Genomic DNA, 12807 nt, shown 5'->3' with positions numbered 1-12807 from the left:
CTCATGGACATTTGGATTTATGTGTATTTATACACAACATGAAGGGCGCCGATGTCATCCACAGGCTGTCGGCGGATGGCTGGTACGAAGTGGCTCGAAAAGGAAGTCACGCCCAGTTCAAGCACAAATCCAAGCCGGGCCAGCTGACAGTTCCGCATCCCAAGCGCGACATCCCGATCGGCACTCTCAAGAGTATTGAAAAACAATCCGGCGTGAAGCTGAGGTAGAGAAATGCGGAACTATATCGGATTGATCCACAAGCAAGCGGACAGCGACTTCGGCGTCTCCTTTCCCGATTTTCCGGGCCTGGTGACAGCCGGCGTCAACCTGGATGATGCCCGTGCCATGGCCGGGGAAGCACTGGCCTTTCATGTCGAGGGGCTGGTCGAGGATGGCGAGGCCATTCCCGAGCCGTCATCCCTGGAGGAAGTGATGTCGGACAAGGACAATCTGAGCGGTGTCGCCATCCTGGTTCCCTTGAAAGCTGAAGCTGCGAAGGTCGTGCGTGTCAACGTCACCATTCCGGAAGATGTCCTCGATCAGATTGACCGATATGCGGAGCGCCACGGCTACAGCCGATCCGGATTTCTGGCCGCTGCGGCGAAAAAGGTAATGCAGATCGAGGCAGCGTAGCGCTCTCGAAGGCGCGACTGGAGATGAAGCTCTTTGGGTCTTGTTCGGTTACTTTCTTTGCGGATCAGGCCGTCAGACAAAAACAACCATGTCTTATTTCGTGAGGCACGGTGCCTATGTTCCGCCGCAAATGCGACCGTACTTGGCAAAATCAGCCTGCGAATTAGTTCATAGACTTCAAGGGAGTATCAGACGATGACCATGTCCAGAGCCATTGCCGCCATGTTCGTAACCGCCGCGCTGGCAGGCTGCGCGCAGACCGAAGCACAGCAGAGAACCAGCACCGGTGCGCTGCTCGGCGCCGGCGCCGGCGCGCTTGCCGGCCAGGTGATCGGCGGCAACACCAAGAGCACGGTCATCGGTGCCGGAGCCGGCGCCTTGCTGGGCGCCGTCGTCGGCAACGCCACCACGCCGCAGCCGCGCAGCGAACAGCTTTGCCGCTATCAGGATCGCACCAGCGGCCGCATCTACACCGCCCCCTGCGACGACCGCTATTACAACGGCGATTATTGATCGTTAGCCCCTTCTCCCCGTTTTACGGGGAGGAGGTCCCGGCAGGGGGATGAGGGGCAGCGCAAACTTCTGAAATGCCGGCACCGCCCCTCACCTGCCTGCCGGCATCGCTCTCCCCGTAGAACGGGGAGAGGGGCGCAGCGTCAACCTCGCGCATCCGTTTCCCTGACGATTTGGTCCTTCCGCTGATTAGAGGTCAGCGCTATCGTCGGCTATCCAAAGGGGGCGACGATGCGATTTTTGATGACCTCACTGCTGGTTGTTTGTTCGGTTTCCGCACACGCCAGACAGGCTGTCAGCGTCGAGCGGATCGGCGATTGTCTGGTCTTGCCGGTAACGGCGGTCGACAATCACGTCAAAGCCACTTTCGAGGTGGCACTGGACAAGGCCGGCAAGGTCTTATCGGTCGCCGTTGCATCCTATGAGCCACATTCGGAAGCGGCAGCGGAGGCGGCCCGGCAGCTTTCGAAATCGGTCCAGCGGTGTTGGCCGGCGGGCGTCAAAACGAGTCCAATGCGGATCACAGTGGATTTGAGCGAAACTTAGCTACTGCGCAATCTCAGAGAAGACCCGTTCAACCCACGAAATTTTCGTCCACGAACATCTCCGCAAATTTCTGCGGTGTGAGAGTTACATCATTGTCGCGGGCGATTTTGAGGTTCCTTGCCCACATATCCCGGATCGCTGCCGGCATTCCCTCAGGCATGTGCATAGACTGGGCTATTGCGTCATGCCATTGTCCATCGCCGCCATAGATAGATTGCAGTTTTGGGGCCCATCTTTTTCAAGCCATCCTCCGACTCCTGAGAAAGTTCTCCGATGGCCCAGAGCACATAAAGCTCCAGTAGCCTAAGCAGCGGCTGTCCATCATAACGTGGGTCAGTCGACATTTTTACTTCCTACGCATCATTTTCGGCGTAATAAATGAGCCTTTCACAGATGGCCGACAGGCTGGGCTTTTCCTTCAACGACGCAACCCAGGCCTCGCAATGAATATCTCGATAAAGTATGTCAGGCCCGCTTTGGCTGCCTCCGCTGGCACCAATCCCTCTTCCGGCTCGGTCGCAACCATTGCATCTGAACCCTCGGTCCTCTTCGTCAAAATCTGACAGCCGTCCAACGATATCCAATAACTTGATTATTCTCCCCACAAAGAAAATCCGCCTCGGCGGTTCGGGTGCAGCGTCTTCTGGAAGATAGTCCCAGCATCATGTTGGGATCTAGGGACGAGTTGCATTACACCGGGTTCGTAAACTTGCACAATGATCAGCCGAAGTGGGTCATGGCCTCCGCAAGGTCAGTGCTCCCCGCACCCTACGTCTCCGCCCTCGCCGCCTTCTCCAGTGCCGCCAGTTGCGCCTCGTCCAGCGTCAAAAACCCCATAATATGCTGCACCACTTCGGCCCGCGCATTGCTGAGCGCGCTGTGCAGCTCGAAGCCGTTCGGCGTTTTGGTCTTGGCCAGCCACTCGCCATAGGACGGGCGGCGGTAATAGCCGGTTGCGGCCGCCAGGTCGGCCAGCACCATTTCGCCGTCCTGGCCCGAGAACACTCTGAGATAGGCCTTGGCCAGGGCATCCTGCGCCTTGGCCGGGCCGCCGGCCTGGCTGGAATGGGCGAAGCTTTTTTGGCTCATACGCCCTGCCCGCCCGAAGCATCTTGCGCAGCCTGCGGCATCAGCCCGCCGAGCCCGTCGAGCAGGCCGCTGTCGCGCGCCTGCACTGCCGCCGGCACGGCATCCCTGGCGACCTTGCCGGCGGCAGCCATCGCCGCCATGCCGGCCTGTTCAGCTTGAGCCTTGGCGCGGGCATCGCGGATGCCCGCCACCTCGTCCTGGCGGCGAAAAATGCGTTGCGGGCTGCGGCCGGCGCCCTGCACGATCTTCAGCGCCGCGTCGCCGTCGATATTGTCCATCACGCCGGGATCGAACTGCGCCATCTGCATGGCGGTGGTGACAACCTGGATGGTGTCGCGCGCCTCGGCCGAACGGCGCAGCACGTCGAGCGGGCCGGTGAAGGTCGGCCGCAACGCCTTGCCGGCAAGGCTCGCCGGCGGCAGGAAGCGGCTATCTTCCTCGTAAAGTCCCTTGTCCTCGAGAATGCCCAGCTCGCGGTCGAGATTAGAGGCAAAGCCGGCCTGAATGATCGAGCCGGACGGCCCGAGCAGCGCGCCCTTCTCCTCTTGCCGGATCAAGGCCTCGGTCGCCGTCATCTGCGGGTTCTGCACCAGCGTTTGAAACAGGTTGACGAACATCATGTCGCGGATCTCCTCGGCCCGGCTGTCGGCATAATTGAAGGCATAGGTCGGGTTCTGTCCGGTGGCGATCGGCGCGATCAGCGGCCGGCCGGCATCGTCGATCAGCCCGGGATAGTTCTCGCCGGGATTGAGCACCGGCACATAGTCGAGCCTTGCCTTGGAGGCGGTCGCCGGATCGGTGATCTGCTGCAAGGCGCGCAGGCCGGAGCGCCGCACGGCGTTCTCCTCGCGCACCGTCGTCAGCGCCTCGATGGTCGGCGAGATGCCGTAGGGATCGCCCTCGTAGCGGCGCCAGTTGAAGCATGACACCGGGAACGAGCGAAAACCGCTTTCCCTGACGATCGCCTCCTCGTCCTCGATCACGTGATAGGAAGCGAACGCGGTATCGAGATACTGGTAGGAGCCGCTCAGACTGTACATCTTGCGCTCGTCGCGCGGCTGGATGCACTGGATCAGCGAGATTTTCGTCTCGCATTTGGCGGGGTCGTCGACCAGGATTTTGATCCGCGCCGGCAGTCTGTCGTAGCCGAGCAATTGCGCCGCCTGCCGCGCCGTGCGCTCGTAGCGGCGGTGGAAAATGTCGACCTGGCCCCAGCGGTTGCGCGAGAGATAGCCCTCGACCACCGGGATCGAGGCATAGCGGATCAGCGTGCCGCCAAAACCTTCCTCGGCATAGAGATAGGCCGGGCCGTAGCGCACGACATTGCGCAGGCAAGCCTGCGTTGCCGGCACGAAATTGGAATTGGCGGAATAGCGCAGCGAGAACAGGAAGTCGCGCAGCGCTTCCGCCCATTCCTTTTCCTCGTCGGTTTCCTCGTCGTTGATGGTCGCGGTCGACAGCCCGTGCCATTTCTCCGACTGCGGAATGATCAGGCTTTCCAGCCCGGCGGCCAGCCGGTTGGCGGCCGAGTTGATGGTGTTGGCGTAGACACGCGCACCGCGCCGCTCCTGCCGCTCGGCCTGCGAGTCCGTGCCCGCGTGGCGGCGGCCGCTCCACATGTCGGGAGCATCGGGATCGCAGAATTCGGACACCGCCTCCCAGACATGCTCGTATTGGCTGCGCTCGCTCTCCAGTTCAGCCTGTCGCGATAGAATATCGCGAGCACGGGAATCGCTCATGGTCAGCCTCGCTTGATGGATGAATGGGAAAAGAAAGATGGCGGGACGTCGAAACTGCCAATCTCCCCACTTGAGGGGGAGATGTCCGGTAGGACAGAGGGGGTCGTCTCGCGTGGATCGGCGACCCCCTCTGTCGCCTTCGGCGACATCTCCCCCTCAAGGGGGGAGATTGGAAGCGCCTTATTCCGCCGGCGTCGTCTCCAGCGCGGCTTTGCGCCCAAAGCGCTGCACCACGAAACGGCCCATCTTCTGGCCGGGTACTTCGATCAGCGTATAGGTGATCCAGGACAGCAGGCACACCACCGGCAAGACGACGACAACAACGACCGCGAAGCGCAACGGCGCCGACAGCTCGTGGCCGAACTGGGTGATGACCAGAGCCGCCACCGGCTGGAGAACCAGCAGATGGATCAAATAGATGCTGAAGGAAAGCTCACCCATCAAATGAAAGAACCTGTTGGCGAGCGTCATGGCGATCTTTCTGGCCACGATGCCCATCGTTCCCGGCAGCATCCGGTAGAGAACCAGGGCAAAGAACCCCAGGACGAGCGCTTCCCGCATCAACAGCTTGCTCAGCCCATAGTCGCCGCCGAAGGGCAGCGCCGCCAGCAGCATGGCCAGTGCCAGATGCACGAAAGGCCGCTTCTGCCTTTGATGGACGACGCCCGCCAGCAGCATCCCGCACAGGAAAATCTGCATCTTCAACGGCAGGAACGACGGCATCGGAAAGTGGACCGACAATTGTCCCATCAAGAACACCATCGCGCTGCCGATCGCGGCGACCAGCATGGCCGCCCATAGCCAGTCAAGCCTGCGCACCAGCAGCATAATGGCCGGGAACAGCGCATAGAACTGCATCTCCAAGCCTAGGCTCCAATCGGGCAGCGGCGTGCGATAGGCGAAATTCGGCACCAGGCCGAACAGGAACAGCAGATGGGCGCCGATATTCTTCAGGCCGCTGTCGAGATAACGCTCGGGCGCCTGCGGCGACCGCAGCAGGAACTCGTCGATGACCATTCTCGACCCGTAGAGATAGGGGCCAAGCGCCAGGGCAGCGAACAGCATGACGTAGAACAGCGGCGCTATCCTGAAATAGCGGCGGGTCCAGAATTTCAGCCAGGTTTCCGGCCTTTGCCAGGGCTCCTTGTCCTGGCGCAGCTGGTAGTGGAACACCATCAGGAAGCCGGACAGCATGATGAACAGATCGACGCCGAGGTCCGGTTCGCCAAGAATAGGAATCTGCCAGCCGGTCAACAGCAGGCAGTGCCCGATGAGCACCCAGATCGCGGCAAGCGCCCGAAGCCCGTCCAGGCACTCGATGCGCGATGACCGGGCTTCTGTCATGCCGAACTCCTCGGTAGCCATGTTGCAATGCAGCATGGCGGCTGAGGGAGGAATGTCAACCGTGCGGAAGGAACACGATTTGCGCTCGGTTGTTACGGAAAAGGCGGAACATCTGAGGGCAATTGTAGAGGCATGCACTTGAACACCCGGGGCGCGAAGGATCGCGGCTTACGCGATCCCGGCAGGCAAGCTCCCGTCTATCTCTTCTTCAACCTTGCATGCCGGCGCCAGTACCACCAGGCGAGCACGCGGTTGCGGAACACTCTTCTCATGGCGCCCATGTCACACCCCCAGCAGCACGCGGCGCTGGCCGGTGAGCTCACTGGGCGACAAATCGGTCTTCACCGTTCCGGCGGTGCCGTCATTGGCCGCAAGCTGGGCCCGCAAGGCGGCTTCGCGCGCCTGTACGTCCTTGTCGGCAATGGTCGGTGTCGGCGGCAACGGCTTCAGCGCCGGCGGCTTTTGAAAAAGGCACATGGTTTTCTCCTGAGTGAGAGGCTCTTGTCCAGTCGTAGAGCAGAAAATCCTCGCCGTTCCTGCCATAGCCCGGCAGGCGGCAGCGTTGCGTCGCGCCGAGCCGGCCTAGCCAGCGCAGCGCCAAATCATTGGCGGCCAAGGCGCGCGCCTCGACCCGCCAGGCGCCGCGCGCCGCAACCTCCGGCCCGAGCACGGCATGAAAGAACTCCGTAATCCCAGGCACGCAGCGCCTCATGCGGCGCGTGCCCCAGCTCCAGGCGATCCATAAGCCGCCGCGCTGCTCGGCAGCGCCAAAGCCGGCCTCCGGATTGCCGTCGAGCTCGGCGACATAGGCAAACCCTTGCAGCGCCGTCAGCGCCAGCAGCGCAGGCGACCAGGCATCGAACTGGCAATCGATCTCGGCCCGGTCCTCGGGCCGGAGGTTGGCGGCGATGTAGGAGAGGTCGCGCAGGGTGGCGGGAATGATGCGGAGGGTCATGTTGGGTCACTTTCCGGCACGCTGCGAAGCGGAGAGCCCTAGGGAAACGAGGCGCCAAGCTAGATTGACTCTCTTTGCCGTCTGGATTTCCTTGGCCTGTGACTTGTGGATGTACCTATGGGAACAAGCGCATGACTTGTAGTAACTGCGCGCCGATCGAGGAGACCCGTACGATCTTTAGCACCGGTTGTCTCGCGGCGGCGATCACGATGGCCAAAGAGGCCATACGCGACGGTATTCTGCAGCAAGTACCGGGTGGTCCTATGTCGAGTGTCATCCCGCTTTCGGATCTCAACCCGGATGGACCATGGGACGATCTGCTTCGTTACCGCTTTCGCTGCACGACCTGCGCACAGGTTTTCTTGCTCTCCGCAGAGACCTATCATGGCAGCGGCGGCGAATGGGCTAAGGAGCCCGGCTAAGCTTTTCGGCACTTCCTCACCGAAACGCCCCCAGCGGATCGGCCTGCCCGGCCTTCCGCCGCGCGGCTTTGAACATCGCCGGGTCGACCTGCGCCTCCCTCAGCATCATCACGCCGTAGCGGGTCGCGGCCATCAGATCGTGGCGCAGCTTCACCACTTGGCCGTCCCTGCGATGATAGAGACGGAACTCCTCGAACCAGGGCAAAAGCGTCGAAACCATCTTGAAGCGGCTTGATTGCATGCGGCCAAGCATCGGCCCGACCGCCACCGAACCGCCGGCGAACTGCGCGCGGGTGCCAAGCCTCTACTTGTAAGCCACTGCTGCGCTTGCAGGTCCCGCCAACGGAATAATCTCGCAGCGACTAAACCCTGCCTCTTTGCACCACTCGGTGAACTGGGCGCCGGTGAAGTCAAACGCCTCGCCAAATTCGATCAGCATGTTCAGCGACATCATGAGACCGAAGCCGTTTTGCCTGCGTTCGTCGTCGATGATGTTCTCGATGGCGACCAGCGCGCCGCCGGTCGGCAATGCACGGTAGGCCTTGGCGATCAGCATTTTCTTGTTCTCGAGATTCCAGTCGTGAAGGATCATTCCCATCGTGATGATGTCCGCCTTGGGGAATTCGTCCGCGAAGAAGTCGATCGTCTCGGCGATGACCCGGCCGCCGAGATTGCGCTCCCTCAAGCGCCGTTCGGCGATCGGCTGCACATCGGCGAGATCGCACGTCCGGCATTGCATGTGCGGATGCCGCGCCGCGACGATGGCCGAAAGCTGCCCGGTTGCGCCGCCTATATCGGCCAGCGTCTTATAGTTGGAAAAGTCGAATTTCTCGGCAAACGCCGTGAAATTGCCCATGGAGATGCCGCTCATCGCGTCCATGAACTGCTCCAGGCGCGCCGGGTCCGCATAGAGCTCGCCGAACATCGACTTGCCTGTCTCCTTGATCTCGTTTTGAGGCTTTCCGGTTTGCAATGCCGGTGTGAGATCGCCCCAGAACCGATACAGTCGTGCGTTCGCCATCTCAAGGATTCCACCGATGTATTGGGGGCTCCGCTTGACCAGGAACAGCGCGGTCGATGGCGTATTGCCGTATTTGCCGGTTTCACCGGCGCCGTCCCTCTGCAGCAATCCGAGCGCGACGAGGGTGTCGAGAAAATCATACGTTGCGCGCGGATGCAGCCCCATCGCGCCTTGCAGTTCGAGGCCCGTTTTGGGGCCGTCCGCAAGCAGCGAGAAGAGTCCCAGTTCCACGGCGCTCAACAATGTCTTGGCTGGCCAGAACCCAAAGCCAATTTGCAGTATGTGGTCTGGAGAAATTCCGTTTTGCATCTGATCCTCCCCTATCGGCGAATGCCCCGGCGAGGCCACGCCGATGCGTCCCTTGAGCGGGATCATTCGATGCTACACCACGTCCACGGACGTTCACTACAGTTTTCCAATCGGAGCCGGAGCGCATTGCCTCCCTCCCCGATTTTCCTCACCGAAACGCCCCCAGCGGATCGGCCTGCCCCGCCTTCCGCCGCGCCGCCTTGAACACCGCCGGGTCGACCTGCGCTTCTCTCAGCATCATCACGCCATACCGCGTCGCCGCCATCAAATCATCGCGCAGCTTCACCACCTGGCCGTCCCTGCGGTGATAGAGCCGGAACTCCTCGAACCACGGCAAAGCGTCGCAAACACCTTGAAGCGGCCTGAATGCATGCGGTCGAGCATCTCCATCAGCCCGGCTTCGACCGAGACCGAACCGTCGGCGAACTGCGCATGGCTGGCGAGCATGTTCAGCCCATGTGCGGAATATTGCTTCGCCAGTGCGGTGCCGGCGCCTTCCAGCGTCTCGCGGCGGCCGTCGCGCGGCCATGCCCAAGGCAGCCATTCGCCCCATGGTTTCAGCGTCAGCGCCTGCATGGCCGGAGTTTGCTGCGAAGCCCGGCAGGCCTTTGTGACATAGACGACATCGGCCTCCGTATCCCAGGCGAGCTCGACAGCCGCCGAGGGATGATCCCAGCCGAAATCGAGGGCACCCAGCCGCGGCCAATAGCGCGGCAGCGGGAACGGTTCGCAGCCGATCAGCTCCTCGGCCACCGGAAAGATGCGGCCGGAGCCGAGCACCGGAATGCCTTTTGCCCTGGCTTCCCGCTCATGCGCCGGATAGGCGGCAACGATCTCGGCGCGCTGCTCCGGCGTATAATGCCCGGCATCGTCGATGGTCATGAAGGTGACGTGGCGGGTCATTGAGTGGCCTCGCGGCATTGAATCGTAGTGGCAGGCGCTGGACGTATGGTGTTGTTTGACAAGGAACTTTCCGATGGCGGGACCGCGCCCCTCTCTGTCCTGCCGGACATCTCCCCCACAAGGGGGGAGATCGGATGCCACTCCAGCTTTCGCCAACCTCCAACGTCGACTGCAAAGCGCGGCCGGTGAAATTGCCAATCTCCCCCCTCGTGGGGGAGATGTCCGGCAGGACAGAGGGGGGCGCGAAGGAACGCAACGGATGAGAGGAGCGAATGCTTCTTTCCTGAACTTGCCTCACCCCCTCCCCATCCCTCCCACCTCCTCCGCCGACAAGAACAACAGCACCACATCGCTCATGCCGAGCAACGGCGTGAAGGTGACGATGGTGATGCCGCCGGTGGCGTTGGTGCGGGTCAGCCCTTCGGAGTAGATGTCGAGCGGCGGTTCCTCGTCGAACCAGACGCCGTGCAGCGTTTCGCCCTGCCATTTCTCGCGACCCTTCTCGTAGCTCTTGAACGACAGCACCGATTCACCGGCCTGGACGTCGCCGCCGCCGCCCCAGCGCACCACGACGCTGTCGAGCGCGCCCGGCGCCCGTCCCGCCATCGTGCTGACGAGGGCGTCGGCCGGGATCATGCCGGTGCCCCAGGCCGCCTGCTGCTGCGGCGGGCCGATCAGGATGCGCTGCGGGTTGTCGCGCGTGCTTTCGCCGGTGACGCCGGCCGCCCACATCCGAACCGGACAATCGAAAACCTTGCCTTGCCACCAATCTGGATAGCGGCCGGTGAGGTGCATCGCCCATTCGGCGCCGCCGGCCCTGGTCTTGCCGAGCTGGTTGCCGGCCATGAACAGGCGCTCGCGATTGGTCGCGCCGGCTGCATGGAACTCGGCCTGCCTGGGATACGGCCGATAGGCGGCAAGCTGGTTAGTGCGGCGCCTGCGGTCCAGCTCCGCCAGCAGGCTGAGATATTCCGTCCTTGCCGCCCGGCTCTGCGAGGCCTTTTGCGAAGCCCGGCTTCTCGAGGAACGGCCTAAGGACGGCTTCGAGGCCGCGGATGCGCTGCCTGATTTCGTCATCGCTCAATGCATCCAGATTGTTGATGTTGACATTAAGATCCTTGGGCAGCACCGACAGCACGAGCTTCAGGTACTGATCGGGCTTTTCGGCGCGCACCTCGGCGATGACGCCGGCGCCATGGGCGCGAAAATCGGCGCGGATCGCTTCGAGAAAGCCGTCGGCCAACGTCTTCTTCGGCCGCCTGGTTCGGCCGGGCTTGCCGGGTGCTTGATCGTGCGGCTGCGGATCGCCGGTAGAAGGAGCCTTGGCCATGCCCTACTCCGCCGTCCCGGCGGACATCGGCTTCTTGTTGCCTGGCCGCACGATGCGCTTGCGCGGCCTGGCCTTCTTGCCGGCGAGTGCGGACTTCGGCTTCCGCAGCTGGCTTGCCGGTTTCGCATCAGTCGTCGTGCCGGGCTTCATCGCACCGGCGTCGGGCAAGGCATTCAGCCTTGCCCTGAGAATTGCCACCGCCTTGTCGTCGAGTGCTCCCGACGGGAAGCCAAAGCCGCCGACCGCATCGACGGTACCGCCGCGCATCATGCCGATCCGCACGCCGGCGGCCACCTGCTCGAAGCGGCCATGGCGGGCATAGGGTGCGGCGCCGGCGAACTCGCCAATAGCGCTGACGACCTCTCGGCCGTCATCGTCGGTGATGATGGTGGCGTAACGGTTGGACATGGGGTGTTCTCTGAAATGGGCGCACGGGCGCGTTGGGAAATCTATGGACGATAGGTGATTGCGGACCGGGATAGTCGGTCGCGTTCATTCGCGCCGACATACCTCGGCAGCACACGCAACATTCGGTCGAACAGGAGCCCGAAATGAAAAACCCGCCTCGGCGGGCGGGTCGTTGGAGCCAATTGGCACCATACCCAAATTAGTAGCATAGCTGCCGGCACAAAGCAAGAACAAAATGTGGCGCGGCGGCAGAAAAATGCACTGACGACCTCGCACCCTCGTCGGTGAACGGCTGGAAGGAAGGCGAAAAGGGCGGGCATTGCGTGAGACTTGCGTTGATGGGATGGTGGTTGCGCTTGAGGGGAACGCGTCATGGGCAATGTCACCAGTCACTACGGCAGCGAGGGCAGCGACGGCATCGTCGATCGCATATTGGCCGCGATCCCGGACGCCGACCCGGCCGGCAAACTCGCGGCCGCGCAACTCTATCCGTTCGATCAGTTCCATGGCCGCGAACTGACCGCCACGCAGGAGCATGCGGCCCGTCTTGCTCCTTCGCCGACAGATCGAATCCTGGATATCGGCAGCGGCATTGGCGGGCCGGCAAGGTTTCTGGCCTCGGCCTATGGCTGCGAGGTCGACGGCATCGACCTGACACCAGCCTTTGTCGCCGCGTCGAGCCGACTGACCGCACTCAGCGGACTGGCAGACAAAGTTCGTTTCCATCAGGCCGACGCAACGAAACTGCCTTTTGGCGACAGCACCTTCGATGCGGCGATCTGCTTCTATGTGGGCATGAACATCGAGAACAAAGCCGCGGTCATCGACGAGGCCTGGCGCGTGCTGAAACCGCGAGGCAGGCTGATCTGGACCGAAGCCGTGCTCGCCGGCGGCGAGCCCTACTATCCCATGCCCTGGGCGGTTTCTGCGGCGACCAGCCACCTCGCCGATCGGGAAAAATTGAAAACCCTGTTTGTCGATGCCGGATTTCGCATCGACGAAATCGTCGACGAAACCGGCGAACATGTTGAGCTGGCGCTGAAGAGGGCCAATTCCGGCGTCGTGCCCTCGCCGGCGCAGCAGCAGGCAAATGAAGTCGTCATGGGTGCGGAATTCCTGCAGCGCCGCCGCAACTATATCCGAAGCCTGAGTGACGGAAAGCTCGCCTCGCTCGCCGTGATCGTCTCCAAACCGGCCTGAAAACAAAAAACCCGCCTCGGCAGGCGGGTCGTTGGAGCCAATTGGCACCATACCCAAACTAATAGCATAGCTGCCGGCACAAAGCAAGAACAAAATGTGGCACGGCGGCAGAAAAATGCGAATTCCGTTCAGCGCCTCGCCTTGTCCGCCTCCCGATTGACCTTCCAAGAAGACCGCTAGGCTGCATTCCTTCGCGCCCCTCTCTGTCCTGCCGGACATCTCCCCCACTTGAGGGGAGATCGGCTTTCGCGCCGGCTTTCGCCAATCTCCAACGTTGCAGGAAGAGCGCAACGCCGAAACCGCCAATCTCCCCACTTGAGGGGGAGATGGCCGGCAGGCCAGAGGGGGGGTACTGTCCCGGGCGCTGTCCCGCCGACTTAAAGCCGGCAACACAA

At 62.2% G+C, this 12807-nt stretch carries 15 protein-coding genes and 1 pseudogene; 5 read left to right on the top strand and 11 right to left on the bottom strand.

The window, feature by feature from the left end; translation table 11 throughout:
• Window positions 1-38: 38 nt before the first annotated feature.
• The 4 genes from NKH30_RS23140 (at window position 39) to NKH30_RS23125 (ending at window position 1692) form a co-directional block, all read left to right on the top strand.
• Complete coding sequence (locus NKH30_RS23140; protein WP_352749424.1) at window positions 39-227, top strand: type II toxin-antitoxin system HicA family toxin; 189 nt, start codon at window positions 39-41, stop codon at window positions 225-227.
• Between the two features lie 4 nt (window positions 228-231).
• On the top strand, window positions 232-633 hold the full coding sequence (locus NKH30_RS23135) for a type II toxin-antitoxin system HicB family antitoxin (RefSeq protein ID WP_352541138.1): 402 nt from the start codon (window positions 232-234) through the stop codon (window positions 631-633).
• A 195-nt stretch (window positions 634-828) separates the two neighbouring features.
• The gene (locus NKH30_RS23130) at window positions 829-1146 is read left to right on the top strand and encodes a YMGG-like glycine zipper-containing protein (RefSeq protein WP_352997231.1); all 318 of its coding nucleotides are present in this window, start codon (window positions 829-831) and stop codon (window positions 1144-1146) included.
• A gap of 243 nt (window positions 1147-1389) precedes the next feature.
• Window positions 1390-1692, top strand: a complete 303-nt coding sequence (locus NKH30_RS23125) for a hypothetical protein (RefSeq protein ID WP_352997229.1) — start codon at window positions 1390-1392, stop codon at window positions 1690-1692.
• Between the two features lie 768 nt (window positions 1693-2460).
• Here the strand turns inward: NKH30_RS23125 and NKH30_RS23120 are convergent.
• From NKH30_RS23120 to NKH30_RS23070, 11 genes and pseudogenes are all read right to left on the bottom strand, one after another.
• The gene (locus NKH30_RS23120; RefSeq protein WP_352997227.1) at window positions 2461-2781 is read right to left on the bottom strand and encodes a Bbp19 family protein; all 321 of its coding nucleotides are present in this window, start codon (window positions 2779-2781) and stop codon (window positions 2461-2463) included.
• Complete coding sequence (locus NKH30_RS23115; protein WP_352997225.1) at window positions 2778-4520, bottom strand: portal protein; 1743 nt, start codon at window positions 4518-4520, stop codon at window positions 2778-2780. Before NKH30_RS23115 ends, NKH30_RS23120 begins: the two co-directional genes overlap by 4 nt.
• A gap of 180 nt (window positions 4521-4700) precedes the next feature.
• Window positions 4701-5864, bottom strand: a complete 1164-nt coding sequence (locus NKH30_RS23110) for an acyltransferase family protein (RefSeq protein WP_352997223.1) — start codon at window positions 5862-5864, stop codon at window positions 4701-4703.
• A 361-nt stretch (window positions 5865-6225) separates the two neighbouring features.
• Window positions 6226-6819 carry a hypothetical protein gene (locus NKH30_RS23105; RefSeq protein ID WP_352997221.1) on the bottom strand — a complete coding sequence of 198 codons (594 nt, stop codon included), beginning with the start codon at window positions 6817-6819 and terminating at the stop codon, window positions 6226-6228.
• A 438-nt stretch (window positions 6820-7257) separates the two neighbouring features.
• Window positions 7258-7494 (bottom strand): hypothetical protein, encoded by a 237-nt coding sequence (locus NKH30_RS23100; protein WP_352472079.1) that lies wholly within the window; start codon window positions 7492-7494, stop codon window positions 7258-7260.
• A 51-nt stretch (window positions 7495-7545) separates the two neighbouring features.
• A complete protein-coding gene (locus tag NKH30_RS23095) occupies window positions 7546-8571 on the bottom strand; it encodes a methyltransferase (RefSeq protein ID WP_352997219.1) in 1026 nt (341 codons plus the stop codon).
• Window positions 8572-8719: 148 nt separating this feature from the next.
• Entirely contained in the window at window positions 8720-8860 is a 141-nt protein-coding gene (locus NKH30_RS23090) for a hypothetical protein (RefSeq protein WP_352997217.1), read from the bottom strand.
• Window positions 8854-9474, bottom strand: a complete 621-nt coding sequence (locus tag NKH30_RS23085; protein WP_352997215.1) for a phage terminase large subunit family protein — start codon at window positions 9472-9474, stop codon at window positions 8854-8856. The genes NKH30_RS23090 and NKH30_RS23085 overlap by 7 nt, the downstream gene beginning before the upstream one ends.
• Window positions 9475-9804: 330 nt before the next feature.
• A pseudogene (locus NKH30_RS23080) lies at window positions 9805-10422 on the bottom strand (terminase large subunit domain-containing protein); the annotation flags it as partial.
• Window positions 10400-10804, bottom strand: coding sequence for a hypothetical protein (locus tag NKH30_RS23075; protein ID WP_352997213.1), 405 nt, complete (start codon window positions 10802-10804; stop codon window positions 10400-10402). The pseudogene NKH30_RS23080 and the gene NKH30_RS23075, both read right to left, overlap by 23 nt.
• Before the next feature lie 3 nt (window positions 10805-10807).
• Window positions 10808-11212: a hypothetical protein gene (locus tag NKH30_RS23070; protein ID WP_352997211.1), complete on the bottom strand. Its 405-nt coding sequence runs from the start codon at window positions 11210-11212 to the stop codon at window positions 10808-10810.
• Between the two features lie 372 nt (window positions 11213-11584).
• On the opposite strand from NKH30_RS23070, the gene NKH30_RS23065 reads away from it, so the two are divergent.
• Window positions 11585-12412 (top strand): class I SAM-dependent methyltransferase, encoded by an 828-nt coding sequence (locus NKH30_RS23065; RefSeq protein ID WP_352501191.1) that lies wholly within the window; start codon window positions 11585-11587, stop codon window positions 12410-12412.
• Window positions 12413-12807 lie beyond the last annotated feature (395 nt).

This window comes from Mesorhizobium sp. M1273, assembly GCF_040318195.1.
Classification (GTDB): domain Bacteria; phylum Pseudomonadota; class Alphaproteobacteria; order Rhizobiales; family Rhizobiaceae; genus Mesorhizobium.
The sequence above is the reverse complement of the archived record's forward strand: the minus strand, read 5'-3'. Positions and strand labels throughout refer to the sequence as shown.

Excerpts from the sequence above, each read along its gene's own strand:
- NKH30_RS23140 (WP_352749424.1), top strand. The coding sequence starts at position 39 with ATGAAGGGCGCCGATGTCATCCACAGGCTGTCGGCGGATGGCTGGTAC.
- NKH30_RS23135 (WP_352541138.1), top strand. The coding sequence starts at position 232 with ATGCGGAACTATATCGGATTGATCCACAAGCAAGCGGACAGCGACTTC.
- NKH30_RS23130 (WP_352997231.1), top strand. The coding sequence starts at position 829 with ATGACCATGTCCAGAGCCATTGCCGCCATGTTCGTAACCGCCGCGCTG.
- NKH30_RS23125 (WP_352997229.1), top strand. The coding sequence starts at position 1,390 with ATGACCTCACTGCTGGTTGTTTGTTCGGTTTCCGCACACGCCAGACAG.
- NKH30_RS23120 (WP_352997227.1), bottom strand. The coding sequence starts at position 2,781 with ATGAGCCAAAAAAGCTTCGCCCATTCCAGCCAGGCCGGCGGCCCGGCC.
- NKH30_RS23115 (WP_352997225.1), bottom strand. The coding sequence starts at position 4,520 with ATGAGCGATTCCCGTGCTCGCGATATTCTATCGCGACAGGCTGAACTG.
- NKH30_RS23110 (WP_352997223.1), bottom strand. The coding sequence starts at position 5,864 with ATGACAGAAGCCCGGTCATCGCGCATCGAGTGCCTGGACGGGCTTCGG.
- NKH30_RS23105 (WP_352997221.1), bottom strand. The coding sequence starts at position 6,819 with ATGACCCTCCGCATCATTCCCGCCACCCTGCGCGACCTCTCCTACATC.
- NKH30_RS23100 (WP_352472079.1), bottom strand. The coding sequence starts at position 7,494 with ATGCTTGGCCGCATGCAATCAAGCCGCTTCAAGATGGTTTCGACGCTT.
- NKH30_RS23095 (WP_352997219.1), bottom strand. The coding sequence starts at position 8,571 with ATGCAAAACGGAATTTCTCCAGACCACATACTGCAAATTGGCTTTGGG.
- NKH30_RS23085 (WP_352997215.1), bottom strand. The coding sequence starts at position 9,474 with ATGACCCGCCACGTCACCTTCATGACCATCGACGATGCCGGGCATTAT.
- NKH30_RS23075 (WP_352997213.1), bottom strand. The coding sequence starts at position 10,804 with ATGGCCAAGGCTCCTTCTACCGGCGATCCGCAGCCGCACGATCAAGCA.
- NKH30_RS23070 (WP_352997211.1), bottom strand. The coding sequence starts at position 11,212 with ATGTCCAACCGTTACGCCACCATCATCACCGACGATGACGGCCGAGAG.
- NKH30_RS23065 (WP_352501191.1), top strand. The coding sequence starts at position 11,585 with ATGGGCAATGTCACCAGTCACTACGGCAGCGAGGGCAGCGACGGCATC.